General features: G+C 71.3%; 18 protein-coding genes and 9 pseudogenes. 13 read left to right on the top strand and 14 right to left on the bottom strand.

The window, feature by feature from the left end; genetic code table 11:
• Nucleotides 1-127: 127 nt before the first annotated feature.
• Nucleotides 128-760, bottom strand: a pseudogene (locus E1265_RS08700) (TetR/AcrR family transcriptional regulator).
• Nucleotides 761-806: 46 nt separating this feature from the next.
• Between E1265_RS08700 and E1265_RS38765 the strand changes: the two are divergent.
• Nucleotides 807-1,394 (top strand): annotated as a pseudogene (locus E1265_RS38765) (beta-galactosidase domain 4-containing protein); the annotation flags it as partial.
• Between the two features lie 604 nt (nt 1,395-1,998).
• Here E1265_RS38765 and E1265_RS08690 read toward each other — a convergent pair.
• Nucleotides 1,999-2,772 carry a glyoxalase gene (locus E1265_RS08690; protein ID WP_243740627.1) on the bottom strand — a complete coding sequence of 258 codons (774 nt, stop codon included), beginning with the start codon at nt 2,770-2,772 and terminating at the stop codon, nt 1,999-2,001.
• 481 nt (nt 2,773-3,253) lie between these two features.
• On the opposite strand from E1265_RS08690, the gene E1265_RS08685 reads away from it, so the two are divergent.
• A complete protein-coding gene (locus tag E1265_RS08685) occupies nt 3,254-3,556 on the top strand; it encodes a hypothetical protein (protein ID WP_132929661.1) in 303 nt (100 codons plus the stop codon).
• Nucleotides 3,557-3,860: 304 nt separating this feature from the next.
• Entirely contained in the window at nt 3,861-4,145 is a 285-nt protein-coding gene (locus E1265_RS36915; protein WP_165953695.1) for a hypothetical protein, read from the top strand.
• On the opposite strand, the pseudogene E1265_RS08675 reads toward E1265_RS36915, so the two are convergent.
• Nucleotides 4,117-4,876 (bottom strand): annotated as a pseudogene (locus E1265_RS08675) (aminoglycoside adenylyltransferase domain-containing protein). The gene E1265_RS36915 and the pseudogene E1265_RS08675 overlap by 29 nt on opposite strands.
• Before the next feature lie 256 nt (nt 4,877-5,132).
• On the opposite strand from E1265_RS08675, the pseudogene E1265_RS08670 reads away from it, so the two are divergent.
• Nucleotides 5,133-5,678, top strand: a pseudogene (locus tag E1265_RS08670) (zinc-binding dehydrogenase); the annotation flags it as partial.
• Nucleotides 5,679-5,726: 48 nt separating this feature from the next.
• Here the strand turns inward: E1265_RS08670 and E1265_RS38760 are convergent.
• The 4 genes and pseudogenes from E1265_RS38760 to E1265_RS08655 all read right to left on the bottom strand — a co-directional run.
• Nucleotides 5,727-5,909 (bottom strand): annotated as a pseudogene (locus tag E1265_RS38760) (hypothetical protein); the annotation flags it as partial.
• 243 nt (nt 5,910-6,152) lie between these two features.
• A pseudogene (locus tag E1265_RS36910) lies at nt 6,153-6,417 on the bottom strand (dehydrogenase); the annotation flags it as partial.
• Nucleotides 6,416-6,643: pseudogene (locus E1265_RS38755) on the bottom strand (cation transporter); the annotation flags it as partial. The pseudogenes E1265_RS38755 and E1265_RS36910, both read right to left, overlap by 2 nt.
• Before the next feature lie 129 nt (nt 6,644-6,772).
• Nucleotides 6,773-7,228: a helix-turn-helix domain-containing protein gene (locus E1265_RS08655; RefSeq protein WP_132929660.1), complete on the bottom strand. Its 456-nt coding sequence runs from the start codon at nt 7,226-7,228 to the stop codon at nt 6,773-6,775.
• An 84-nt stretch (nt 7,229-7,312) separates the two neighbouring features.
• Here E1265_RS08655 and E1265_RS08650 point away from each other — a divergent pair, with 84 nt between their 5' ends.
• On the top strand, nt 7,313-8,506 hold the full coding sequence (locus E1265_RS08650) for an MFS transporter (RefSeq protein WP_132929659.1): 1,194 nt from the start codon (nt 7,313-7,315) through the stop codon (nt 8,504-8,506).
• A gap of 17 nt (nt 8,507-8,523) precedes the next feature.
• Here E1265_RS08650 and E1265_RS08645 read toward each other — a convergent pair whose 3' ends face one another.
• Complete coding sequence (locus E1265_RS08645) at nt 8,524-9,300, bottom strand: SAM-dependent methyltransferase (RefSeq protein ID WP_132929658.1); 777 nt, start codon at nt 9,298-9,300, stop codon at nt 8,524-8,526.
• A gap of 109 nt (nt 9,301-9,409) precedes the next feature.
• The gene (locus tag E1265_RS08640; protein ID WP_132929657.1) at nt 9,410-9,613 is read right to left on the bottom strand and encodes a hypothetical protein; all 204 of its coding nucleotides are present in this window, start codon (nt 9,611-9,613) and stop codon (nt 9,410-9,412) included.
• A gap of 335 nt (nt 9,614-9,948) precedes the next feature.
• Between E1265_RS08640 and E1265_RS08635 the strand changes: the two genes are divergently transcribed.
• Both E1265_RS08635 and E1265_RS08630 read left to right on the top strand, forming a co-directional pair.
• The gene (locus E1265_RS08635) at nt 9,949-11,115 is read left to right on the top strand and encodes a substrate-binding domain-containing protein (protein WP_243740626.1); all 1,167 of its coding nucleotides are present in this window, start codon (nt 9,949-9,951) and stop codon (nt 11,113-11,115) included.
• A 150-nt stretch (nt 11,116-11,265) separates the two neighbouring features.
• Entirely contained in the window at nt 11,266-13,998 is a 2,733-nt protein-coding gene (locus E1265_RS08630; RefSeq protein ID WP_132929656.1) for a Tat pathway signal sequence domain protein, read from the top strand.
• A gap of 118 nt (nt 13,999-14,116) precedes the next feature.
• Here E1265_RS08630 and E1265_RS08625 read toward each other — a convergent pair.
• Nucleotides 14,117-14,278, bottom strand: a pseudogene (locus tag E1265_RS08625) (carbonic anhydrase family protein); the annotation flags it as partial.
• A 229-nt stretch (nt 14,279-14,507) separates the two neighbouring features.
• Between E1265_RS08625 and E1265_RS08620 the strand changes: the two are divergent.
• The 3 genes from E1265_RS08620 to E1265_RS08610 all read left to right on the top strand — a co-directional run bounded on the left by E1265_RS08620 (nt 14,508) and on the right by E1265_RS08610 (nt 16,096).
• The gene (locus E1265_RS08620) at nt 14,508-14,906 is read left to right on the top strand and encodes a DUF4158 domain-containing protein (protein WP_165953694.1); all 399 of its coding nucleotides are present in this window, start codon (nt 14,508-14,510) and stop codon (nt 14,904-14,906) included.
• 117 nt (nt 14,907-15,023) lie between these two features.
• Nucleotides 15,024-15,305, top strand: a complete 282-nt coding sequence (locus tag E1265_RS08615; RefSeq protein WP_132929653.1) for a hypothetical protein — start codon at nt 15,024-15,026, stop codon at nt 15,303-15,305.
• A gap of 23 nt (nt 15,306-15,328) precedes the next feature.
• Entirely contained in the window at nt 15,329-16,096 is a 768-nt protein-coding gene (locus tag E1265_RS08610) for a hypothetical protein (RefSeq protein ID WP_132929652.1), read from the top strand.
• On the opposite strand, the pseudogene E1265_RS08605 reads toward E1265_RS08610, so the two are convergent.
• The 3 genes and pseudogenes from E1265_RS08605 to E1265_RS08595 all read right to left on the bottom strand — a co-directional run.
• Nucleotides 16,073-16,584, bottom strand: a pseudogene (locus E1265_RS08605) (transposase); the annotation flags it as partial. The gene E1265_RS08610 and the pseudogene E1265_RS08605 overlap by 24 nt on opposite strands.
• A 164-nt stretch (nt 16,585-16,748) precedes the next feature.
• Complete coding sequence (locus E1265_RS36905; protein WP_165953691.1) at nt 16,749-16,943, bottom strand: hypothetical protein; 195 nt, start codon at nt 16,941-16,943, stop codon at nt 16,749-16,751.
• A 145-nt stretch (nt 16,944-17,088) separates the two neighbouring features.
• Entirely contained in the window at nt 17,089-17,406 is a 318-nt protein-coding gene (locus E1265_RS08595) for a carbonic anhydrase family protein (RefSeq protein ID WP_165953693.1), read from the bottom strand.
• Between E1265_RS08595 and E1265_RS08590 the strand changes: the two genes are divergently transcribed.
• The 3 genes from E1265_RS08590 to E1265_RS08580 all read left to right on the top strand — a co-directional run bounded on the left by E1265_RS08590 (nt 17,396) and on the right by E1265_RS08580 (nt 21,552).
• Entirely contained in the window at nt 17,396-18,988 is a 1,593-nt protein-coding gene (locus E1265_RS08590; RefSeq protein WP_347877167.1) for a DUF2252 domain-containing protein, read from the top strand. The two genes, E1265_RS08595 and E1265_RS08590, sit on opposite strands and share 11 nt — an antisense overlap.
• A gap of 210 nt (nt 18,989-19,198) precedes the next feature.
• Nucleotides 19,199-20,530, top strand: coding sequence for a hemolysin family protein (locus E1265_RS08585; RefSeq protein ID WP_132929649.1), 1,332 nt, complete (start codon nt 19,199-19,201; stop codon nt 20,528-20,530).
• On the top strand, nt 20,527-21,552 hold the full coding sequence (locus E1265_RS08580) for a hemolysin family protein (RefSeq protein ID WP_132929648.1): 1,026 nt from the start codon (nt 20,527-20,529) through the stop codon (nt 21,550-21,552). The genes E1265_RS08585 and E1265_RS08580 overlap by 4 nt, the downstream gene beginning before the upstream one ends.
• A 37-nt stretch (nt 21,553-21,589) precedes the next feature.
• Here the strand turns inward: E1265_RS08580 and E1265_RS08575 are convergent, their stop codons facing one another.
• Complete coding sequence (locus E1265_RS08575) at nt 21,590-22,603, bottom strand: glycoside hydrolase family 5 protein (protein ID WP_132929647.1); 1,014 nt, start codon at nt 22,601-22,603, stop codon at nt 21,590-21,592.
• Nucleotides 22,604-22,684: the final 81 nt, after the last annotated feature.

The following is a 22,684-nucleotide window of genomic DNA, read 5'->3' as shown; positions in this document are numbered from 1 at the left end:
TACCCTCAGCGCTCCCGCCTACCTCGGCAAGCGACACGCCGCCAGCCGTCTCGATCAGGCGATCAGTCGTCGTACTCATCAGGTGACTCCTTCGGGGAGATCCACACCTGATTCATGACACTCCCGCTCAGCCGCCGAGTTTGTCTGGGCTCGCGGTGGGTGGCCAGATTCGTAGGGCCATGTCGGCCACCTGCTGGAGGTCGTCGCGGGTGGTGCCGCTGGCGGCTTGGACGGCGATTCCGTTTGCCACCGTCATGAGGTAGCGGGCGAGCAGGTCGGGGTCGCTGTCGGGTGGCAGGTCTCCTTCGTCGACGGCTTGCTGGAAGCGGTCGCGGAGGAGGGAGGTGTGCTTGTTGCGCCAGGCGATGAGGTCGTCGCGGGCCTCGCATCCCTGGTCGCCGGCGGCGAGGGATCCCTGGACGCCGAGGCATCCGGTGGGGCAGCCGGGGCGGGTGGCGGCCCGGACGGAGCCGGCCAGGCACGCGGTGGCCACCTGTCGGGCGGTCGGTTCTCGCAGAGCCCGGGCGCCTTACGAGGCGGGGCCCTCGGTGTAGCGCTCCAGGGCCTTGCGGAAGAGGTCCGCCTTGTTGCCGAAGGCCGCGTACATGCTGGTCTGGGTGATGCCCATGGCGTTGGTCAGGTCGGTGAGGCTGGCGCCCTCGTAGCCCTGTTCCCAGAAGACCCGCATGGCCTGTTCGAGGGCCTGGTCGGCGTCGAAGCCTCGCGGTCGGCCGATCGGCGCCTTCTGCCGCGTCTCCAAGGGGCCGACCCTACCTCTTCTGTACTGGTCGGTGCGGGAGGACGACCTCGACGTCCTCCCGCTGTCCGGCAGGGAGATCACGGTCCCCTTCACGCTGCCGGACGATCCGGTGCCGGGCGCGGGGTACTGCCTCAAGCTGTCCTTCACCACCCGCGAGCGCACCGCCTGGGCGGACGCCTGATTCGAGGTCGCCAGGCAGCAACTCCCCGTCGCCGCCGGCGCGCCCACTGACAACGACCGGGGCAACGGCCAGCACATCCGCAACCGGACCTGGCGCGACGCCGGCGCCAACCGGACCGTCACGGACGTGCGGTCCTGGCGCTGCGCGACCGCGCCGTGGAGATCACCGTCGAGTTCACCTACACCACCACCTACACCGTCTTCGGCAACGCCGAGATCGAGGTCCACAACACCCTGCGCCCTCGGCACCGCCAGCCTCCTGTACATCCCCGCGGTCGGCACGATCCTGCTCCTGCCAGGCCGGCTCGGCCGGCCGCACTACTACGGTCGCGGTCCGGAGGAGAACCACTGGGACCGCGCCACCGGCGCCGGCCCCCTCGCCATCGGCGAACCGCTGCTGGCGATCAACGCCGCGCGCCACACTCCGGAGGACCTCTCGGTCGGAGTACGCCACGCCCCGACCGCGACGGGGTAGCGACGGCCTCCTGTGCTCACGGGATCGCCGCAGCCTGGGGGATTTCCTGACCACGACGCGCGTGCCGAGGAGGACGTGCCGCTCGCCCCGGGCCGGGCGGCCGAGCTGGTCGGGGCGAGACGGACGGCCGCACGGCCCAGGTCCTCGCAGGGCACGTTCACCGAGGTCAGCTGCGGCCGCAGGTCAGCGGCAGGAGACACGTCGCCGTACCCGGCACGGGAGACGTCCCCACGAGCGAGGTCCACAGGTCGTCGCCGTCACGCCGCACTTCGGTGTCGCCGTAGATGGTCTCCTGACCTGCGACCCGGGACTGCCAACCACTCCCCCGGCCTTCCTCTCGGCGCTGGGGTCACGGTGGTGTGGGCTCCGTTCCCGCCGTCCCCGGCACGGCGCAGGGCCCGGGCGGGATCACCTCACGACGTGCAGATGCCGGCGCGGCTTCCCCCTGAGGACCACCGGAACCGGAAACCCGAACTGGTGGGTGGAGCGTCGGCGATCCACACGGGCGGTCGTGTGCGGTGCGCCGCCTTGCGGAGCGAGACGGCGGGACCGGGTGGCACCGTCCGTGGGCTGAACAGCCGGATCACCGCGAGGAGTCGTTGCGCGGTTCCCTCCCGGGAGCGTGCTCGGTGAGCCACTGTGTGAGGTCCTCGGCATGGCGCAGTTCCGCCGCGACGCGCTTGCGTTCCGCGTCGGTGAGGTCGATCCGCTCCAGCTCGCGGGCCCATGCCTCGATCTTGTCCTGCTCGTTCAGCGCGGTGGCGAGTTCGATGAGGGTAGCCAGGGCAAGGGCTCGGTCAAGGGCCGGGGCCGTGTCGCCGTGCCTGCGCAGTGCGGACGAGATGGTTCGAAAGGCCGCCCGGTCGTCGTTCTTGAACTCGCGGAAGATGCGGGCGTTGTCGAGCGCTCGGGCCACGCCCTGCAACTCCTTCGAACCGCCGTATTCGAGCTCGGCCGGCTCGTCCCGCTGGATGAAGATGAGCGAGTTACCGGACGGGTCGACGAGGGTGAACCGCGTCTGGCCGGGGCGGAAGCGCGTGATGCGGGGAAGCCCCTTGGTCAGCACCTTGCCGTAGGCGGCGCGCATGGCCTGGGTGAGGGCGGCGTGGTACGGGGCGACCTCGTCGACCATGACCAGGCAGCCGCCGTCCTCGCGGGCCGGGTCGTGGCCCTGTGGTGCTCGGCCGAAGTGCACCTCCACACCGCTCCACACGAGAGCGAGGTAGAGGTACGGACGTGTCTGTTGGTAGGTGGCCTCGAAGCCGAGCGCCCGGTAGAACGCCAGCGTCTCCTCCGGGTTCGCGCACGGCAGCACCGGCACCATCGTCTCGTTGGCCAGCGTCGTTGGTTCCGTCACCAGTCCTCCACCCCTTCATGTCACGGACATCCCCGGCATCACGCCGCTCGGGCATCAGCCCCGCCCCGAACGAGTACTGCTCGCCCGGGACCCGAAGGTACGACCAGCGAAACCGCCTAGTCAAACTTGAATAGAGGGTTGAGGTCGGGCGCGCACAGGGCGTCCGCACCGGAGACCCGACGCGATCCTCACAATTTCGACACCGGACGTACACCGCCGCGTCGGCCCAACGTCCGCCACGGGCGCCAGGATTCGCCGCCGTGATCATCTCTGCGCGGAAGCGGTCCGCCCTCGTCGCGGGTCTCGCCGCCCTGCTCGTCGCCGGCTCCGGCGCCATGACCCCGGCCTCGGCCGCCGCCACCTACTGGACGTTCAGGAGCGCGTACAACGGCGAATGTCTCACCGGCTCGGCAACCACGTCGGCCGTCTGGACGGCCCCCTGTAACGGCGGCCCGTCCCAGCAGTGGACTGGATCGGCACCGTGGAGGACTATGGCGGCGAGCGGTACCAGAAGCTGCGAAACCGACACTCCGGCGAGTGCCTGATGTCGGACTCCGAGTCGGGCGGCGGCCGGAACGCCGTCTGGCAGAGCAACTGCAACCAGACCACCACGAACCTGCGCTGGTCCTTCGACGGCGGGAACGAGCTCTCCTTCCCGTACGTCGACAACAGTCTGCGTGTGGCCGCGTCGTCGAGCGACGCCGTCTACTGCTCGAGCCCCACGTGGGACGCCGCCGACGACATCCCCTACCTGACCCACGTCTGGCGCGGCTCCCACACCTGATCCCGCCACCGTCCGCTCACGCGCGCTCCCCGGACCCGAGCCGACGGGAGAGACGCGCGTGAGCGGGCGAGGCCTTCGCCCCTCAGGGCTGTTGGAGACGATCCTCAGCAGGTGTCGTAGCACGGGTAGTTGAAGAACAGTCCGCACCCCGCCGAGGTGTGGGTGCACCAGCACGGCTTGCCGTCGACGCAGCACGCGCACGTGCCCGAGCACCAGTCGTCACCACAGTCACACTCGCAGCCGCCGTCCTCGGCGGCGGTGGGGGCGGGGCTGGCAAGCGCCCGCAGGTCCCAGACAACCCCTCGTGCACATCGTCCTGCACGTCGGCCATCGCATGGGCAAGGACGCACACGTGCAGCGGGTCACCTTGCTCGCCGCCGATGTCGTCCCAGATCTCCGTGAACAGGTCGCGAGCGGCCTCACGCTGACCTCGGTGGTGGTTCAACTCCACGCCCTGTCCGATCCGGGTGATCGTCGCATCGGTGATCCTCAGCTGTTCCTTCGCCGGCTCGTCTCGCGACAGTCAGACGATCGTAGCCGCGCGAACAACGACGATCCGGTCACTCCTGCCTGCGGCGCAGATCGTTGATCCTGGTGAGCGTGTACTCGACGTGTGGACGTACCCGGCTCTTCAGCTCATCGCTCCACGCCTCGTCCTGGTAGTGGCACGTGAGGTACAGGTTCCTCGCGTGCTCCAGGACGGGGCGGTGTTCCGGGGACAGGCGGGCGAGGGCCCATTCGGCGGCGGCGTCCTTGGGTTTGATCTCGCCCGTGGCGAGGGTGGTCCAGACGCGTGCGAGGGTCAGCAGGACGTTGCGGGTGTCCCAGCTCGGCCAGGAGTTCGGGGATGCCCGCGACGCTCGCCCGGACCAGGTCGGCGTGCGGCACCGGGTCGAGAACGTCGGCAGGACGCGGGCCGGTCAGGGGGCGATCACCCGCCAGGGCCATCGCGAGCACCAGGGCCAGGTCCGGCATGGGGCCGGGCCGTGGAGTTCCGCCTGCCTCGTAGGGAGCGCGCAGCCACTCGCCGTACAGGAAGTCCCCGACCGGCGGGAACCGCCAGGGACGCACCTCGGACTGGACAACGACGGTGAGTTCGACCGGCCGGACGGTGGACGTCAGGCCGGAGATCTCCAGCAGCCCCTCCAGCAGCGACTGCCGCTGACGCTCCCCCAGACTCCTGCGGGTGACGGCCAGGACGTCCAGGTCACTGGCCGGGGCGAGCCCCCCGAGCACGGCAGACCCATGGAGGTACGTGCCGACGAGCTCCGGCCCCACCGTGTCGCGAACGAGTTCGACGGTCCGCTCAAGCTGATCCATCGCGTCAGTGTCCACACGCGCGTTCACGGCGATCACGCCGGCGCCGGGGCGGAAGGCTCCTTGTTCGTCGCCGGTCGCGGTCGGGGATTCGCGCGTGGGGTTGGGGAACGCGCGCCGGTAGGTGGTCGGGGAGCAGCCAGGGCACGAGGACGATGTCGTTGCCCCAGTTGATCTCGTCGCCGAACCCGCCGAGGTAACCCCAGTCGTGGACCGGGTTTTTGAGGGCGACGTTGCGATGTTGTCCCCGGCCCTGGACGAGGCCGGCCCCGGCAAGACCGTCGCCGTGGTCGGCGACGGCGCCGTCGGCCTGCTCGCCGCCCTCGCCGCCCTCGCCGCCAGGCAGCTGGGCGCCGAGCGGATCATCGCGAAGAGCCGCCACGAGGCCCGGCAGCGACTCGCCGTCGAGTACGCCGCCACCGACATCGTCGCCGAGCGCGGCGCCGAGGGCGTGGCCCGGATCAAGGAGCTCACCGACGGACTCGACGCGCACTCGGTCGTCGAGGCCGTCGGCACCCAGGAGTCGACGACGCAGGCCATCCACGCCACCCGACCCGGAGGGCACGTCGGCTATGTCGGCGTCGCCCACGGCGTCGAACTCCCCGGCCGAGAGCCGTTCTACTCCCACGTCCACCTCCACGGCGGCCCCGCCCCGGTGCGCCGCTTCCTGCCCGAGCTCATCGACCTGATCCGCCGGATCGACCCCGGCAAGGTCTTCGACCTCACCCTCCCCCTCGACCAGGCCGCCGACGGCTGCCGCGCCATGGACGAACGCCGCGCCACCAAGGTCCTGCTGCGCGTCTGACCCGCCCCGGGCGCCCGTTCCGTGCTGGCCCGCGCGCCTCCGGGACCATCACCAGCTGGCCACCGCCAGCTCGGTCACCCGGCGGTGGCTGGGACCACCGCCCTGCGAAAGGGGGCGGCCGGTGGCCAGGTTGGTGTGGGCGATGATCCCGGCGCCGACGTAGCCGATCGGCAGGTCGGGGGCGAGGCGGAGCAGTGGGATGTCGAACTTGGGGTCATGGGTGAGGACGCAGTTAGCGGACGCGTCGGCCGGAGGGGGAACAGGAGTGTGGGGGTTGTCGGAAGACCTCTACGCTCTCTCGGTTTCGACGGGCGATCGGTGGTTTCCAGGTGTCAGGACCAGGCGGCCTGGTCCCCCTCGCCATGGCCCGACACCGTGTCCACATGCGATCGAACGAACGCTGGGCGCCGCCCGAAAACGGCTCTCATCGGTTTCGGTCCGCTCTCTCTCCAGGCTTCGTCCTTCGGGCCGCTCTCACGCCAGGGGCAGCTCCTCGGCGAAGACGCGGAACTCCTCGGGGTGGGTGTGCAGGTCCCAGAGCCGGCCCGCGAGGACGTCCGGGCCTTGGGTCGGGTGTCCGGGCTGGATGGCGCCGGGGATGATGAGCTGGCCGACCTGGATGTGCTCGCCGGCGAGGGTGTCGTGCAGCATCCTCGCGTAGGCGCCCTGCCCGGCGAACGCGATGGAGGTGCCCCCCACCCTCGGGTTCGGACGGGCCGCCCCCGGAGCCGCCGTTGAGCGAGGTCGGGGTGGTCGTCGGCCGCGCTGACGGTGGTCATGGTGATCCCGGACAGGGACGTCACGAAGCCGAAGAACACCGCGCCGAACAGCGCCTCGCCCTGGCCGGTGCGGTCGGCCAGGACGTCGCCCAGGGTCGCCAGTCGGACGCTGCACACCACCGTCACCGCGCCGGCCACCAGGAAGAGAGCGATGCTCCAGCCGAGCGGCCACTGTCCGGTCACCACGTCGGGCACGGTCCACTCCTCGTCGCCGGGTGCTGTGGGCGCGGTACGTCACGCATACCCCCGACACGGTGCCGCACGCACCGGCCCGCCGGCCCGGCAACACACGTCGGCGCGCGAGTCGGGCGATGTTCAGACCCTCCGCACCCGGGTGGTGTCGGCGTCGAGCGCGGTGCCGTCCGCGCCGGTGGGGACGACTTCGGGCACGGTGGCGCCGTGCCGGTCGACGAGGGTGGAGTGGGGTTCGCCGGGGGTGAAGGCGTGGCGTTCTCCCCACTGGCGCAGCGTGACGACGACGGGGAAGAGGTCGCGGCCCGCGTCGGTGAGCACGTACTCCCGGCGGCGCCCCGACGGCGCGGTGCGCTGGGCGAGGAGCCCGTGGGCGGTGAGCTTGCGGAGCCGGTCGGTGAGGATGTTGCGGGCGATGCCGGTGCGGCGCTGGAACTCGGTGAACGACCGCGCCCCGTCCATCGCGTCACGGATGACGAGAAGGCTCCACCGGTCGCCGACGAGATCCAGCGTGCGAGCGACCGGGCAGTGGGGGTCGGTCCAGCCCGAGTCAGGAGCGCGCGGGGCGATGCGCGGCATGACACCTCCAAATGAGTTGCAGATTGAAACCATTATGTCGTAGCGTCAAAACGGTTGCAATGTGCTACTGATTCGAGGTGCGTGATGGGCGTGTGGCGACGGCTGCTGCTCGCGGTGGTGTGCGGTGTCGCGGTGGCGAGCATCTACACCGCCCAGCCGGTGTTGGAGCCGATGGGCCGCGAGCTCGGCATACCGACGGAACTCACCGGGTGGATCGTGGCGACGGGCCAGGTGGGCTACCTGGCGGGACTGGTGCTGCTGGTGCCGCTGGGCGATGTGCTCGACAGGCGTTGGCTCATCGCCGCGCACCTGGCACTGACCGCGGCGGGCATGATCCTGACGGCCTCGGCCCAGGCGGCGTGGGCGGCGTTCGCGGGGCTGGCCGTGGCCGGGGTGTTCGCGGTGGTGGTGCAAACCACGGTGGCCTATGCCGCGTCGACCTCCGCGCCGAGCGAGCGCGGCACGAACATCGGGGTCGTGACCTCGGGCGTGGTCGTCGGCATCCTCGGCGGAAGGGTGCTCGCCGGCTGGCTCGCCCAGGTGTGGGGCTGGCGGAGCGTCTACCTCGTCCTCGCGGCGCTCGCGCTCGCAGTCGCGGCCCTCGCCCTGGCCGTGCTGCCCGCGGACGAGCGGACCGGACGCCCGGCAGGGTACCTGCGGGTCGTCGCGTCGCTGGGCGGACTGTTCCGGGAACGCCTGTTCCTCGCCCGCGGGCTCATCGCGTTCTTCCTCTTCGCGTCCTTCGGCACTCTCTGGAGCGGCATGGCCCTGCCCCTGGCCGGAGCACCGTGGCACCTGAGCGAGGCCCAGATCGGACTGTTCGGCCTCGCGGGCCTCGCCGGGGCGCTCGGTGCGGCGCGCGCCGGACGGTGGGCGGACTCGGGACGGGCGATCCCGGTCACCGGTCTGGCGCTCGCCCTGCTCATCGCCTCCTGGGTGGGGATCGCGCAGCTTCGCTGGTCGCTGTGGCTCCTGGCCGCCGGGGTGTTCCTCCTCGACTTCACGGTCCAGGCCGCGCACGTCAGCAACCAGCACCTGCTCGCCTCGGCGCACACGGATCGCACCAGCAGCGTCATCGGCGGCCACATGGTCTTCTACTCACTCGGCTCCGCCCTCGGCGCGGCCGCCACCACGGTGGTGTTCGCTGCCACCGGCTGGGCCGGTTCCAGCCTGCTCGGAGCAGGGTTCGCCTGCTGCGCCCTCGTCGTCTGGGCGATCGACCGGCGGCGGCCCGCACGGAGTGCGGCCCGCCTCGCCGAGGAAACGAGGGCCCGCTGATCCCCTCGACGCCGTCCTCAGGGCTTGACGCCCAGCCCGCACACGGCGTCCACGGGCCGCTCGTCCTCGAAGACGGGATGCTCCGGGCGCCAGCGTTCGATGGTGACCACACCCGGGTCGAGAAGTGACAGCCCGTCGAAGAAGGCGGTGACCTCCGCGGGGCTGCGGAGCGTGTAGTCGCCGGCCAGGCGGGCGTTGTAGTTGTTGGTGGCCTCGTTGAGCGTGGCGTTGGTGTTGGTGCCGTCGCTGACGGCCAGGTAGCTGCCCGCGGGCAGCGGGGCGAGCAGGCGCCGCACGATGTCGGCGGGCCGGTCCTCGTCGGGGATGTGTCCGAGGATGCCGAGCATGGTCACGGCGACGGGCCGGGAGAAGTCCAGGAACGCGGCGGCCCGTTCCAGGATCGCCTCCGGGGAGCGCACGTCGGCGTCGATGTAGGCGGTCTCACCGGCGGGGGTGCTGGTGAGCAGCGCACGGGCGTGGGCGAGCACCAACGGGTCGTTGTCGACATACACGATCTTGGACTCGGGGGCCACGCGCTGCGCCACCTCGTGGGTGTTGTCCACGGTCGGCAGGCCGGTGCCCAGATCGAGGAACTGCCGTATGCCCGCCTCCCCCGCCAGGAAGCGGACGACTCTGGAGAGGAACATCCGCTGGTACTGAGCGGTGCGCACGATGCCCGGATACACGCGGGTGATCTGCTCACCCGCGTCCTTGTCCGTCGCGTACCAGTCCTTGCCGCCCAACCAGAAGTTCCACACCCGGGCCGAGTGCGCCTTCGAGGTGTCGATCTCCATCCGCTTCCTCCGTCAGCCGTGCCGTGGTGGTCAACAGAAGCGTAGCCACCCGAGTCGCCCAACTCCCGTGACGTGCGGGCCGACTCGGCCGGAGCGGGCCCGCCGGGACTCACACGTCCGCGTCCGTCCAGGCTTCCTCGGGCCCGTCGCTCCCACCCCTCGGGTGCGGCGGAGTCATCGCCGAGAAGTCGAGCGACCGGCGCTCGGCGCGCCGCACCTCGAGCACGGCGGCGCGCACGTCGGCCAGCACGTCGCCGTGCCGCTCCAGGAGGGAGTCGTAGATGGGCGAGCCGGGACGGTGCTGAACGGACATGGTCGGTAACTCCTCTGAACGGTGCGGCCACACGCCGACGCGGCGCGCGACCGGGTCGTGCGGGTCGCTCTGGCCCGGGCGAGTCGTCCTGCGGACCGCCGCGCCGGCCCGCGCTTACCCGGACCGACCAGGGTCATGCCCGTCTGTGGGGATGGTCACGTGTGGCGCGCCGCCAACCTTCCGTCTGCCGGCCTCGTTTGCGGCAGGCGCTCGCCGCGCGCCGGGGGTCCGCAACAGGCAGCAGGTCACCAGCAGTTGCGCAGAGATGCGCCATCATCCACCACAAAGCATCACTCTGCGCAGCCTCGACAATGTTCGCCTAGGATGCTCAACACATGCTCACCGGAGGTCCGATGGCCGACCTGCTCGTCGCACAGCGCCACGAGCTGCTGCTCAGGGAACTCGCGGCACACGGCGCCCTGAGGATCGTCGAACTCGCCGCGCGTCTCGAGGTGTCGAGCGCCACGGTCCGCCGTGACCTCGCCGAGCTCGCCGAGGCGGGCAAGGTCGTCCGGGTCCGGGGTGGCGCCATGCTGGCGAGTCGGCGGGGCGTTCCCAACAGGGTGCACCTCCGGCAGCGGACGCGGGCCCTCCGGGCGGCGCCGGCGGCCGAGGCCGGTCCCGTGCTCGGGCTGCTCGTGCCCTCGATGAGGTACCACTACCCGCGGTTGGTGGCCGGGGTGCGGAGCGTCGCCGCCCGGAGGGGAGCCCGGGTCATCATCGGCCTCACCGACTACGCGGAGCCGCGCGACATGGATCGGATCGACGATCTGGTCGCCTCGGGCGCTACCGGGCTGCTGGTCACCACGGCCGAGGGACACCGCACGCCCGCCGCGACCCTCGACCGGCTCCGCGACACCGGAGTGCCGTTCGTGCTCGTCGAGCGGGAGCCGCAGGATCCCTACGCCTCCTGCGAGTTCGCCGTCTCCGACCACCGCCAGGGCGCGTACGCGGCGGTCCGGCACTTCGGCGCGCTCGGCCACGACCGCGTGGGCCTCTACACGAACGGCGGTCCCACGGCCGCGCCGGTCCGGGAGGGCCACGCGGCGGCCGTACGGTCGCTGGGCCTCGACCCGTCGGCTCCGGTCGTGGACGGCGGACGCCCCGTCCTGGGCTCGGCGGAGGCCGCCCGGCACTACGACGGTTTCATCGAACGCTGCCTGGCCGGGGGTACCAGGGCGGCGCTCGTGCACTCCGACCACGACGCGATCGAGCTGGCGCGGCGCCTGCGGCTGCGCGGGCTACGCACGCCCGACGACCTGGCGCTGATCGCCTACGACGACGAGATCGCCGCCCTGGCCGAGGTGCCGCTGACGGCGGTCGCCCCGCCGAAGCACGAACTCGGCGAGCTGGCCACGGGGTTGCTCCTGGACCGGCTCGGCGCGACCGAGCCGCCCGCCGTTCGGCAGGTGGCGCTGCAGCCGCGACTCGTCGTCCGCGCGTCGTGCGGGGCGGCTCGCGACGGGAGTCCGTCGCACGAGCCGCCGGCCACCCGCTCGTGACGACTCTCGCTTCACGTCCGCTCCGTTCAACTTCACGCGCATCCGCGCACTCGTACATGAATCTGGCAGCTTTCGATCGAACTTATTGACCCATGACGGAAGTTGCGTCAAAGTGCGGGACGCGCCGCTTCCCCGGAGGAGCTGACCATCGTGGTTCACATCAGTCGACGCAACGTCCTGGCCTCGGCGGCCGCCGCCGGCGCCACCGCCCTGCTCGCCTCGCGCACCGCCGCTGCCGCCGAGCCCCGCGCCGAGCAGGCGACGCGCCCCGCCGAACCGACCGGCCACGCCCCGGTCACCGTGCGGTGGTTGGAGGGCGGCACGCCCGCCGAGCTGGCGGCCGGCACGACCTTCGGAGTCCCCTGGCCACGCGGCGCTATCGCCCCCGACCAGGAGTTCTCGCTGGAGTCGGACTCGGGCGCGTCCATACCCGTGCAGTCGTGGACCACCGGGTGGTGGCCGGACGGTTCGGTGAAGTGGACGGCCCACGCGGTCAGTGGCGCCGACCCGCGCGCCGAGAGCTACCGCCTCGCCCCCGGCGATGCCGCCCACCCCGCGACCCCCGTCACGGTCAGCGGCGGCGGTCGGCGGATCACCGTGGACACCGGCGTCATCAAGGTGGCCTTCCGGCGCGACGGCGAGCACCTCGTGGAGTCCATCCGGCGCGGCGACACCGTCATCGCCGAGCGTGGACTGCTGATCGCCTCCCGCCAGGACAGACCGAGCACCGACCTTCCCGAGACGGTGCGCAGCCAGTCCTTCACCAGCGCGATCGACGAGGTGACGGTCGAGCAGGAAGGACCCGTGCGCGCCGTCGTCAAGATCGAGGGCAAGCACCGCAAGGACCGCCGGGCCTGGCTGCCGTTCACCGTCCGCTTCTACCTGTACGCCGGCTCGGACGCGATCCGCGTGGTGCACACCTTCGTCTACGACGGCGACGCCGAGCGTGACTTCGTCAACGGCCTCGGCGTCCGGTTCGACGTGCCGATGCGCGGGGAGCCGCACGACCGGCACGTCCGGTTCGCCGGCCCGGGCCAGGGCGTGCTCGCCGAGGCCGTGCGCGGCATCACCGGGCTGCGCCGCGACCCGGGCGCGGCGGTCCGGCGGGCACAGGTCGCCGGCCAGGCAACCCCGGACCCCGCCACCTGGGACCAACGCGTCACCACCCGGCTCCAGTACATCCCGGCCTTCGGCGACCACAGCCTCCACCAACTCACTGCCAACGGCTTCGAGATCCACAAGCGCACCAAGCGTGGCCACTCCTGGCTCCGGGTCGACGGCGGAGGGCGGGCCAGGGGCCTGGCGTACGTCGGCTCGCCGAGCGGCGGCCTGGCCTTCGGCATGCGGAACTTCTGGCAACTGCACCCGACGGAACTGGAGATCAGCGGCGCCGCCAGCGACACCGCGCAGGCCACGGTGTGGATGTGGTCGCCGCGCGCGGGCGCGATGGACCTGCGGTTCTACCACGACGGCCTGGGGCAGGACACCTATCCCGAGCAGCTCGAGGGCCTGGAGATCACCTACGAGGACTACGAGCCCGGCTTCGGCACCCCCCACGGCGTCGCCCGCACCACCGAGCTGACGTTCTGGGCCCTGGAAGCCACACCGACCGCCGAACGCTTCTCCGCCCTCGCCGACGCCAACGCGACCCCGCCCCTGCTGGCCAGTCCGCCGGAACACAACCACTCGGCCGGGGTGTTCGGCGCCTGGTCCCCGGTCGACCGCTCCACTGCCGCGAAGGAGGAGCTGGAGGAGAACCTCGCCCTGATGCACCGCTACTACGTCGACTCGGTCGACCAGCGTCACTGGTACGGCTTCTGGGACTACGGCGACGTCATGCACAGCTACGACGACGACCGGCACGCGTGGCGCTACGACGTCGGCGGCTACGCCTGGGACAACTCGGAACTCTCCACGGACCTGTGGCTGTGGTACCACTACCTGCGCACCGGCGACGCCGAGGCGTTCCGCTTCGCCGAGGCGATGACCCGCCACACCGGCGAGGTCGACATGTACCACCTCGGCGAGTGGAAGGGCCTGGGCACCCGGCACGGCGTCCAGCACTGGGCGGACAGCGCCAAACAGGTCCGGATCAGCAACGCCGGCTACAAGCGGTTCCTCTACTTCCTCACCGCGGACGAACGGGTCGGCGACGTCCTGCGCGAACTCGTCGACGCCGACCGCACCTTCCTCGTCCTCGACCCCGGCCGCAAGCTCACCGACGAGCCTTTCTACCCAGCCCCAGAGGCCCTCCGCGTCGGCAAGTCCACCGACTGGGGATCACTCGCCCTCGCCTGGCTCACCGAGTGGGAACGCGACGGCGACGAGATCGCCCGCACCAAGCTGATCAACGGCGCCACCACCATCGCCGCGCTGCCCAACGCCTGGGCGCAGGGCGGAGAGGTCACGTACAACCTCGCCGACGGACGCTTCACCGGCCCTTCCGAGCCCAGCATCAGCATCGGCAGTCTCAGCTCCGTCTTCGGCCTCATCGAGCTCATGACGGAGCTCCTGCAACTGATCGACGACGAGCGGGTCACCGCCCAGTGGGTCAGGTTCTGCCGCCTCTACAACTCGAGCGCCGACCAACAGCGCGAGGAGACCGGCTCCTCCTGGGGCAGCCTCAACCTTCGCCAGGCGTACTCCCGAGCCACCGCCTACGCCGCCGTGCGGCTGGGCGACGACGCGCTCGCCCGACGCGCATGGCAGGAACTGCGCGCCGGCCACGCCGGCTACCCCGAGGGCCACGACTTCACCTCCGAGCGCGTCGAGGGCCCGGCCGTCCTCAACCCCGTCGACGAGGCGCCGCTCAGCACCAACGCGAGCGCCCAGTACGGCCTCGCCGTCATCCAGTGCCTCGCCCTCGTCGGCGACCACGTCTGACGCCGGCGGCTCCCGGGTGACGCCCGCGTGCGGTGCCGGGCGTGACCACCGGGCCAAGGGCCCGCCGGGGACATCACCTGACGTGGGTGATGTCCCCGGCCTCGCCCGTTCGTCGCCGTCAGTCCTCGACGACGGTCACCAGGCGGTCGTTGAGCGGCTGGGTCGGCCGGTTGCTCTTGTGGAGCAGGTGCCGGTGCGCGGCGTGGCCCGGAGTGACGGGGACGGGGTCGTCGAGCACGATCCACCTGACGCCCTCGGTGCAGGGCGGGGTCGTCAGGGAACCGTCGTACTGGGCCCTGTTCTCGTATAGCTACGGCGAACGGACATGTAGCGCCGTGTGATTGCCCTGACGCTCGTTTCCCCTGACTGGGCGCCTCGTTGAGCTGAACGAGTGATCTCGGTTGGGGTGGAGGGGGGCGGGGTGCGGCAGGACTGGGAGCCGGAGGACCTGATCGAGGTCTGGACGCTGCTCGAAGACGACATGAAGCGGGGTGCGGAACGAGTCCGGGGTGACCCGGCTCGGGTTCGCGCTGTTGCTGAAGTTCTTCGAGGTGGAGGCCCGGTTCCCGGAGTCGGTCAGGGAGGTGCCGGCCGCCGCGGTGGAGTACGTCGCCCCGCAGGTGAAGGTCCCGGCCGGGGCGTGGGCGGAGTACGACTGGCAGAGCAAGGCCCAGCGGCATCGGGGCGAGCTCCGGGCGGCGTACGGGTTCCGGGCGAACACCGAGGAGGACCAGGACCGGCTGGCGGCCGCGGTGGTGGCCCGGCGCCGCAACGACCACGTCGAACCGCCGGCGCCCGGGCAGGTGCGGCGGCTGGTCGGCAAGGCGGTCAAGGACTTCGAAAAGCGGTTCCTCCGAGCACGCTGGACCGGCTCGGTCACGCGACCCGCTCACGGCTGGAGGACCTGATCGCGGGCGACGGAACCGAGCAGGGCGTCGAGGGCGGCGGCCGGGGGCGGGCGGTCGCACGCCCCCGAGCTGAAAACCGACCCCGGTGCTCCGGGCCTGGAGAGCCTGCTGGCGGAGGTGAACAAGCTGGAGCGGGTGCGGCGCCTGGAGCTGCCCGCGGACCTGTTCGCGGACGTGTCGGAGAAGCTCGTGGACGCCTGGCGGGCGCGGGCGTCGAAGGAGTACCCGGCGAACCTGGAGCGGATGAAGCCGCCGCGGCGCCTGACACTGCTGGCCACGTTGTGCCACGTGCGGCAGACGGAGATCACCGACTCGCTGGTGGACCTGTTCATCCAGCTCGTACTGAAGATCAACACGCGTGCGGAGCGGAGGGTGAGAAGGAGCTGGGGGCGGAGCTGAGGGAGGTCCGGGGCAAGGAGGCGATGCTGCTGCGGGTCGCGGAGGCGGCCTTGTCGGAGCCGTCGGGCACGGTGCGGCGGGTGATCTACCCCGTGGTCGGCGGGGAGAAGACACTCAAGGCGCTGGCGGCGGAGGCCGCGGCGAACGAGGCCCGCTACAAGGCCCGGGTCCGTACCGTGCTGCGGTCGTCCTACTCGGCGCACTGGCGGCGGATGCTGTCGCCGCTGCTGCGGGCGCTGGAGCTGAAGTGCAACAACACCGCCTACCGGCCGGTGATGGACGCGATCGACCTGCTCCAGCGGTACCTGGACCAGCCGATCAAGGAAGGCGCGCTCTTCGATCCGGCCGAGAGCGCGCCGCTGGAGGGCGTGGTCCCGGAGCAGTGGCGGGCGTCGGTGGTGGACGACAAGGGCCGGGTGGAGCGCATCCCGTACGAGCTGTGCGTGCTCGTGGCGCTGCGGGACGCGTTGCGTCGGCGGGAGATCTGGGTGGTGGGCGCGAACCGGTGGCGCACCCCGGAGGACGACCTGCCCGCGGACTTCGAGGACAACCGGGACGTCCACTACGCGGCCCTGGGTCAGCCGCAGGACGCCGGCGAGCTACCCCGCTGCCTGGCGGGCCTGCCCGCTCTGCGCCGCCGATCCGGAGCGCGGCGCAGACCTGGTGTGGCGCCTGGCCCTCGTGTCCAGCTGTGCCGAGCACCGCTGCCGCCTTCGGGACGCCTCCGAGGTGAGGGCCTCGGTGGTCCTAGACGAGTTATGTCGATCTCAGTGATCGAAGGCGATCAGTGAGCGGGTGGTGGGTTGGCCGGTGGTGCGGTTGTGCCAGATGGCGGCTGTGAGGGCGAGGATGCGTTGGCCGACGCGGACGGTGACGCCGCGGGTGTGCGGCCTCCGTGCTGTTCCAGCGCCATTTGGCCTTTCAGGGTGTCGTTGACGGATTCGATCAGCTGTCGGACGGACTTCAACAGGTGCTGGCCGGGGCGGGGTGCGTGGTTGCGGTAGGACGGCCGCAGTAGCCGCAGTCCCCCGTCCGCGAGCTGTCGGTCCAGGTCGCGTGAGACGTAGCCCTTGTCCGTGATGATCGTCTGTCCCGGGTGGGCGGCCAGGAGTTCCGGTTCGTTGGCCAGCATGCCGAGGAGCACTTCACGTTCATCGGCCTTGGGGTTGGCCAGGGCCCAGCTGACGGGGAGTCCGGCGGGTGTGCACAGCAGGTGGAGGCGTAGGCCCCAGAAGAAGCGGGAGTGGGAGGCGCAGTAGCCGTAGCCGGCCCATCCGGCCGAGCACGCCAAGCGCGAGGTGTACCCGGAAGCCGTCGAACAGGCCCACACCGACTTCGCCTCCATGAGCAACGCAGCTGTCCCCGAGCCCCGGTACTCCAGCAGAGGCCCTGAAATCACGCTGAGCTACATGTCCTCTCGCCGTAGCTATAGGAGAACAGGGCCTACTGGTACTGGTCGCGGTCGTCCGGCAGGAACTCGGTGAGGTCGATCGGCTCGTCGATCGCCACCTCCTCGCCCTCCTCGGTCGGGAGCGTCCGAAAGAGATCCGTGAAGGCGGAGTCTCCCGCCTCCTGCTCCAGGACCCCGACGACGGCGAGGTTGCCCGCCGCGTCCGCGTGGACGAAGTGCATCTCCATCGCGGTGTTTCCCCGTCCTCCGTGTGCTCGCTCGGGAGGTGGAAGTGGAACTGCCGCAGCTCATAGGAGGTGTCGTCGACGACGATCCGGCTGCCCGGGGACACGTTGGCCTGCACGGTGTGACCGTTGTTCACCAGTTCCGCGGTCACCGGTTCGTAGTCGATGGTGATGGCCGCATCGGTCGAGGCACCGATCGGGTGTCCTCCGGGAGCTCGATGGGCGACTGTTCCCGGCCCGCGCCGCATGCCGCGAAGTCCTTCGAGAGGGTCGCCCAGTGCTCGGGGCCGGTGTGGCCGTGGTAGCTCCAGTGGACGGTTTCCCGCTCCTCGGTCTCTTCGCCGTGGGCCCCGGCGTTCACCGAAGCGGCGCTTGCGGCGCCGTGGCGGGAGTCCGTGTCGTCACCGTGCGGGCTGAAGGCGGCCGTGACGACCGTCAGGGTGGCGACTCCGGCTATGGCGGACATACGCGTCCGTATGACGCGAGAGGACATGGTGGGCACACCTCGTGGAGAGATCGATGAGGCACCGGACAGTGGCACCCTCAGCCTTCGACCCGACCCACCAGCACGCAGAAAAGAGACGATCAAGAATGACCAAAATCAGGTAAGAATTCTCCCGGCTCGTGCGGCCCGGCCCAACGGGCCGCGAGTAGCCTCCGGTGGGGAGATCCCGGGCACGGAGCCGGGTCGGGCACTCAGGAGGCACCTCGCCATGTCGTCGCAGCGGGTCATGTCGGCCCAGGCGCAGGAGCGTGGCGAGGAGATACTCGCCGTCCTCGACACCGCCTTCGGCCACCTGCTGGCGGCCGATCCGGCCGCGTTCCGGGTGAAGTTCCGCAAGATGGCCGCCTCCGCCTTCGCGTTCTACCGGGGCACCGCCTGCCTCTTCTACCGGGACCTGGACGAGGAACACGCCGAAGGCCCGTTCCTGGACGAACGCACCTCGCGGGTATGGATCCACGGTGACCTGCACGCCGAGAACTTCGGCACCTACATGGACGCCAACGGGCGGCTGGTCTTCAACGTCAACGACTTCGACGAGGCGTACGTCGGCCCGTTCCTGTGGGACCTGAAGCGCTTCGCCGCCTCGGTGGCCCTGCTCGGTTACACCAAGGCACTCAGCGACGACGTGATAGGCGATCTTGTCCGCGCCTACGCCGCCGCCTACCGCGAGCGTATCGCGGCACTGGCCGCCGGCGCCTCCGCCGCCGAGGTGCCGCCGTTCACGCTCGACACGGCCCGCGGACCGCTGCTCGGCGCGCTGCGCGACGCGCGGACGCGGACCCGGTTCGGCCTGCTGGACTCGATGACCGAGATCCGCGACCACGAGCGCCGGTTCACACCCGGGGGCGGCGCGATCGAACTCGACGCGGCCGCGCGGGACAAGGTGCTGGCCGCCTTCGACGGATACCTGGAGTCACTGCCGCCCTCCCGCCTGTCCCGGCCCGACACCTACCGCGTCAAGGACGTCGTCGGCCGCCGCGGCGTCGGCATCGGCAGCGCGGGGCTGCCCTCGTACAACATCCTTCTGGAGGGCAACAGCGACGCCCTCGAGAACGACGTGGTGATCTACCTCAAACAGGCGCAGACGCCCGCGGTCTCCCGGCACGTCGCGGACGAGCGGGTGCGCTCCTACTTCCACCACGAGGGGCACCGCACCGTCATCTCGCAGCGGGCGCTGCAGGCACACGCCGACCAGTGGTTGGGCTGGACCCTGCTGGACGGCGCCGGGCAGCTGGTGGCCGAGGTGTCGCCGTACGCCGTGGACCTTGACTGGTCCGACCTCGACGACCCGGCCGAGATCGCGGAGCTCGTCGCGGACCTGGGCCGCGCCACGGCGACGATGCACGCGGCCGCCGACGACTCGAGCGGCCACTCGCTCGTCCCGTTCTCCACCGAGCGGGCGATCGACGAGGCACTCGCGGCCGACGAGGCGGGTCTGCCTGAGCTGCTGGTGGACTTCGCCCACGGCTATGGGGCTCGGGCCAGGGCCGATCACCAGATCTTCGTCGACCTGTTCCGCAACGGCCGGATCCCGGGCCTGTAGCGGAGCCCGCACCGCGCTGTCAGGGGCCTCCAGCACCGCTCTACAAGCGTGTAGTCTCGCACCACCCGAGCCACCGGCGCCGTTCACACGGCCCCCGCAGCCCCCGACAGATTCGAACAGGAGCGTGTCTCACCCCGTGGACGAGCCTCCCAGTACGCACTGTGTCACCCCGTGCGATCTCGACCCGCAGGACGGCGAGGGGGTGACACGGTGACCGAGATCCTGCTGTTGTCGCTGGCCGTGGCGCTCATGCTCGCCTGCGCGGTGTTCGTGGCCGCCGAGTTCTCCCTCACCACGATCGAACGCGGGGAACTGGAACGCGCCGCCGAGGCGGGCGAGCAGGGCGCCGCGGGCGCGCTGGCCGCCGTGCGGCGCCTGACGTTGCAGCTGTCCGGCGCCCAGTTGGGCATCACCGTCACCTCCCTGGTGATCGGCATGCTCGCCGAGCCCTCGCTCGCGACGCTCCTGCGCGGCCCGCTCGACGCCGCGGGCCTCGGCGGTTCCGCCGGCCCGGTCGCGACCGTGCTCGGCGTGGTCCTCTCGACCGTGCTGCTGATGGTGATCGGCGAGCTGGTGCCGAAGAACTGGGCGATCTCCAGGCCGCTGCCGGTGGCGAAGGTGGTCGCCGGCCCGCAACGGGCGTTCACCTCCCTGTTCGGGCCGCTCATCCGGCACCTGAACGACACCGCCAACCACCTCGTGCGGCGGTTCGGCCTCGAACCGACCGAGGAGCTGGCCTCCGCCCGCACCCCGCGGGAACTGGTGGCCCTGGCCCGGCACTCGGCGGCCGAGGGGGTGCTGCCACAGGACGCCGCCGACCTGTTCGTGCGCACCCTGCACCTGGGCGACTTGAACGCGGAGAACGTCATGACCCCGCGCGTCGCCGTCCACGCCCTGCAGGCGTCGGCCAACGCCGCCGACGCCGCCAACCTCACCCTGGCCACCGGCCACTCCCGGTTCCCGGTCTACGAGGCCGACCTCGACGACGTCGTCGGCGTGGTGGACATCAAGGACGTCCTCGCGGTGGCGGAGGAGGACCGTCCCCGCACGTCCGTCACCGCGCTCGTGCGTGAGCCGCTGCTGGTGCCCGACACCGTGCCGGTGGACCGACTGCTCGACCGGCTGCGCCGCACCGACGCCGTCCTGGCCGTCGTGGTCGACGAGTACGGCGGCACCGCCGGCGTGGTGACGCTGGAGGACATCGTGGAGGAGGTCGTCGGCGAGGTCCGCGACGAACACGACCCGCTCGAGGACCCCGACCTGCTGTACGCGGGCCCCCACACCTGGGAGGCCGACGGCGGCCTCCGCGTCGACGAGCTCGCCGCCGCCCTGCGCATGCCCGTGCCCGACGGTCCTTACGAGACCCTCGCCGGGCTGCTGGCACACCGCCTCGCACGGATACCCGCCGCGGACGACGTGCTCGAGGTCGCCGGCTGGCGGCTGACGGTCCTGGCCACCGCCCGGCACCGCGCCGACCGGGTCCGCATCACCGCCCCCGCCCCCGCGGACCGGCCGGCCGAGGCCCTGGAGGACGCCCGATGATCGCCCTGCAACTCCTCGTCGGCGCGCTCACGCTGCTGACCAACGCGTTCTTCGTCGGCGCCGAGTTCGCCCTGATCTCGGTGCGGCGCGACCAGATCGAGCCCCGCGCGGCGGCCGGCGAGCGCCGCGCCCGGACCGTGCTGTGGGCCCTCGAACACCTCTCGCCGATGCTGGCCACCGCCCAGCTGGGCATCACCGTGTCCTCGCTGGTGCTCGGCGCCGTCGCCGAACCGGCCATCGCGCACCTGTTCGAGCCGGCGTTCGAGGCCGCCCACGTCCCGCACGGCCTCGTCCACCCCGTCTCCTTCGTCATCGCCCTGACCGTGGCGACCTACCTGCACATGCTCGTCGGCGAGATGGTGCCCAAGAACATCGCGCTGGCCGCGCCCGAGCGCACCGCGCTGCTCCTCGGCCCGACCCTGGTGGCCCTCACCCGCGCGCTGCGCCCGGTGATCTTCGGGATCAACGCGTTCGCCAACGCGCTGCTGCGGCTGCTGCGGGTGGAGCCCAGGGACGAGGTGGCGTCGGTGTTCACCGACGAGGAGCTGGCCCGTATCGTCAAGGACTCCTCGGACGCCGGCCTGCTGGAGGACGCCGAGAGCGAGCGGCTGCGCGACGCCCTCGAACTCGGCACCCGCACCGTAGCCGAGATCACCGTCCCCGCCAGCCGCATGACGACGGTCGACCACCGCATCACCCCCCGCGGTCTCGAACGCGCCGCGGCCACGTCCGGCTACTCGCGCTTCCCCGTCACGGGACCCGGCGGAACCGTGGTGGGCGTGCTGCACGTCAAGGACGCCCTCGGCGTCCTCGAACGGGACCGGCCGATGCCCCGCGAGTCCCTGCGCCCGGCACTGCGACTGCGTCCTGAGACACCGCTGGACGACGCGCTCACCGCGATGCGCGCCACCTCCACCCACCTGGCGGCCGTCACCAGCGACAAGGGCACCCTGCTCGGGTACCTGACCATGGCGGACGTCCTGACGGAACTCGTCGGCCCCTCCGCGCCCGCCCGGACGTGAGGTCGGACGACGGCACGCTCGACCAGGCGTCGCGAGGTCAGGAGACGCGGTCCCTGATCCACACTCCGGCCTCCTTGAGGGACGCCGGGTCCGACCACCGCCCGCTGGCGCAGGTGCCGGGCTGGAAGACGGCGCCTGCGCGGAAGTCGTCGGAGTAGTTCCAGTTGGTCCAGCTGATGCCCTTCTCCGCCATCAGGTCGATGTACCGCTGGGCCATGGCGAAGTCGTTCGGGCCGTCGCCGCTGTAGTCCTGAGTGCCGAACTCGGTGACGAACACCGGGATCTGGTCCGCTGCCCGGGAGAGCGCCTGGAGGTAGGCGTCGCGGTGGGAGGCGGCGTAGAAGTGGAAGGTGTACATGATGTTGTCGGCGTCCACCGGATCGGCCAGGACCTCGGACTCGTCTGAGCCGTCCGAGACGCCGAGCGAGGACCAAGCGCGGGTGCCGACGAGGACGACGGCGTCGGGGTCCCCGGCGCGCACGACCGGGATCATCTCCTCGGCGTAGCTCCTGATGGACTCCCAGCCGACGCCGTTGGGCTCGTTGGCGATCTCGTAGAACAGGTTGTCCTGGTCGCCGTGGCGGGCGGTGATGTCGGTGAAGAACCGCTTGGCCAGCTCGGTGTTGGCGTTCGGGTCGCCGGGGCTGAGCATGTGCCAGTCCACGATGACGTACAGGCCGCGCTCGGTCGCCATGTCGATGACGCGGCTCGCCAGGTCGGTGAAGTACGCGGGGTCGGTCTCGTACCCGTCCTCCTGGACGTACGTCGACACGCGCACCACGTCCGCTCCCCAGTCCTGGGCGAGGACGTCGAGGGAAACGCCGGTCACGCAGTGCTCGAACCACTGCGTGCCGTGGGTGCTCATGCCGCGCAGCTGCACCGGCTCGCCGTCCTCGCCGCACAGGGTGGTGCCGCAGACCGCGAGCCGCCCGTGCTCCTGGTACGGGGTGGCGGCCTCAGGCGGCGCGGCCCAGACCGAGGCGGGTCCCGCGACGGCGGCACACACGGCGAGCGCGCCGACGGCCCAGGCGAGGTGATGCGATGTCGGCATGGTCCCTACCGTCCTCTCCAGTACGCCGGGCACGTCAACCGGCCCGCGCGGTGGGGGGTGTTGGAGCTGAAGGCCCTGTGA

Origin of the sequence: Streptomyces sp. 8K308, assembly GCF_004348315.1 — a bacterium.
In the GTDB taxonomy this organism is placed as follows: Bacteria; Actinomycetota; Actinomycetes; order Streptomycetales; family Streptomycetaceae; genus Streptomyces.
Note: the sequence above shows the minus strand (reverse complement) of the source record. Positions and strands in the feature narration are given on the sequence as shown.

Excerpts from the sequence above, each read along its gene's own strand:
- E1265_RS08655 (WP_132929660.1), bottom strand. The coding sequence starts at position 7,228 with ATGCCGCGCATCGCCCCGCGCGCTCCTGACTCGGGCTGGACCGACCCC.
- E1265_RS08650 (WP_132929659.1), top strand. The coding sequence starts at position 7,313 with ATGGGCGTGTGGCGACGGCTGCTGCTCGCGGTGGTGTGCGGTGTCGCG.
- E1265_RS08645 (WP_132929658.1), bottom strand. The coding sequence starts at position 9,300 with ATGGAGATCGACACCTCGAAGGCGCACTCGGCCCGGGTGTGGAACTTC.
- E1265_RS08640 (WP_132929657.1), bottom strand. The coding sequence starts at position 9,613 with ATGTCCGTTCAGCACCGTCCCGGCTCGCCCATCTACGACTCCCTCCTG.
- E1265_RS08635 (WP_243740626.1), top strand. The coding sequence starts at position 9,949 with ATGCTCACCGGAGGTCCGATGGCCGACCTGCTCGTCGCACAGCGCCAC.
- E1265_RS08610 (WP_132929652.1), top strand. The coding sequence starts at position 15,329 with ATGCTGCTGCGGGTCGCGGAGGCGGCCTTGTCGGAGCCGTCGGGCACG.
- E1265_RS36905 (WP_165953691.1), bottom strand. The coding sequence starts at position 16,943 with ATGGAGATGCACTTCGTCCACGCGGACGCGGCGGGCAACCTCGCCGTC.
- E1265_RS08590 (WP_347877167.1), top strand. The coding sequence starts at position 17,396 with ATGGCGGACATACGCGTCCGTATGACGCGAGAGGACATGGTGGGCACA.
- E1265_RS08595 (WP_165953693.1), bottom strand. The coding sequence starts at position 17,406 with ATGTCCGCCATAGCCGGAGTCGCCACCCTGACGGTCGTCACGGCCGCC.
- E1265_RS08580 (WP_132929648.1), top strand. The coding sequence starts at position 20,527 with ATGATCGCCCTGCAACTCCTCGTCGGCGCGCTCACGCTGCTGACCAAC.
- E1265_RS08575 (WP_132929647.1), bottom strand. The coding sequence starts at position 22,603 with ATGCCGACATCGCATCACCTCGCCTGGGCCGTCGGCGCGCTCGCCGTG.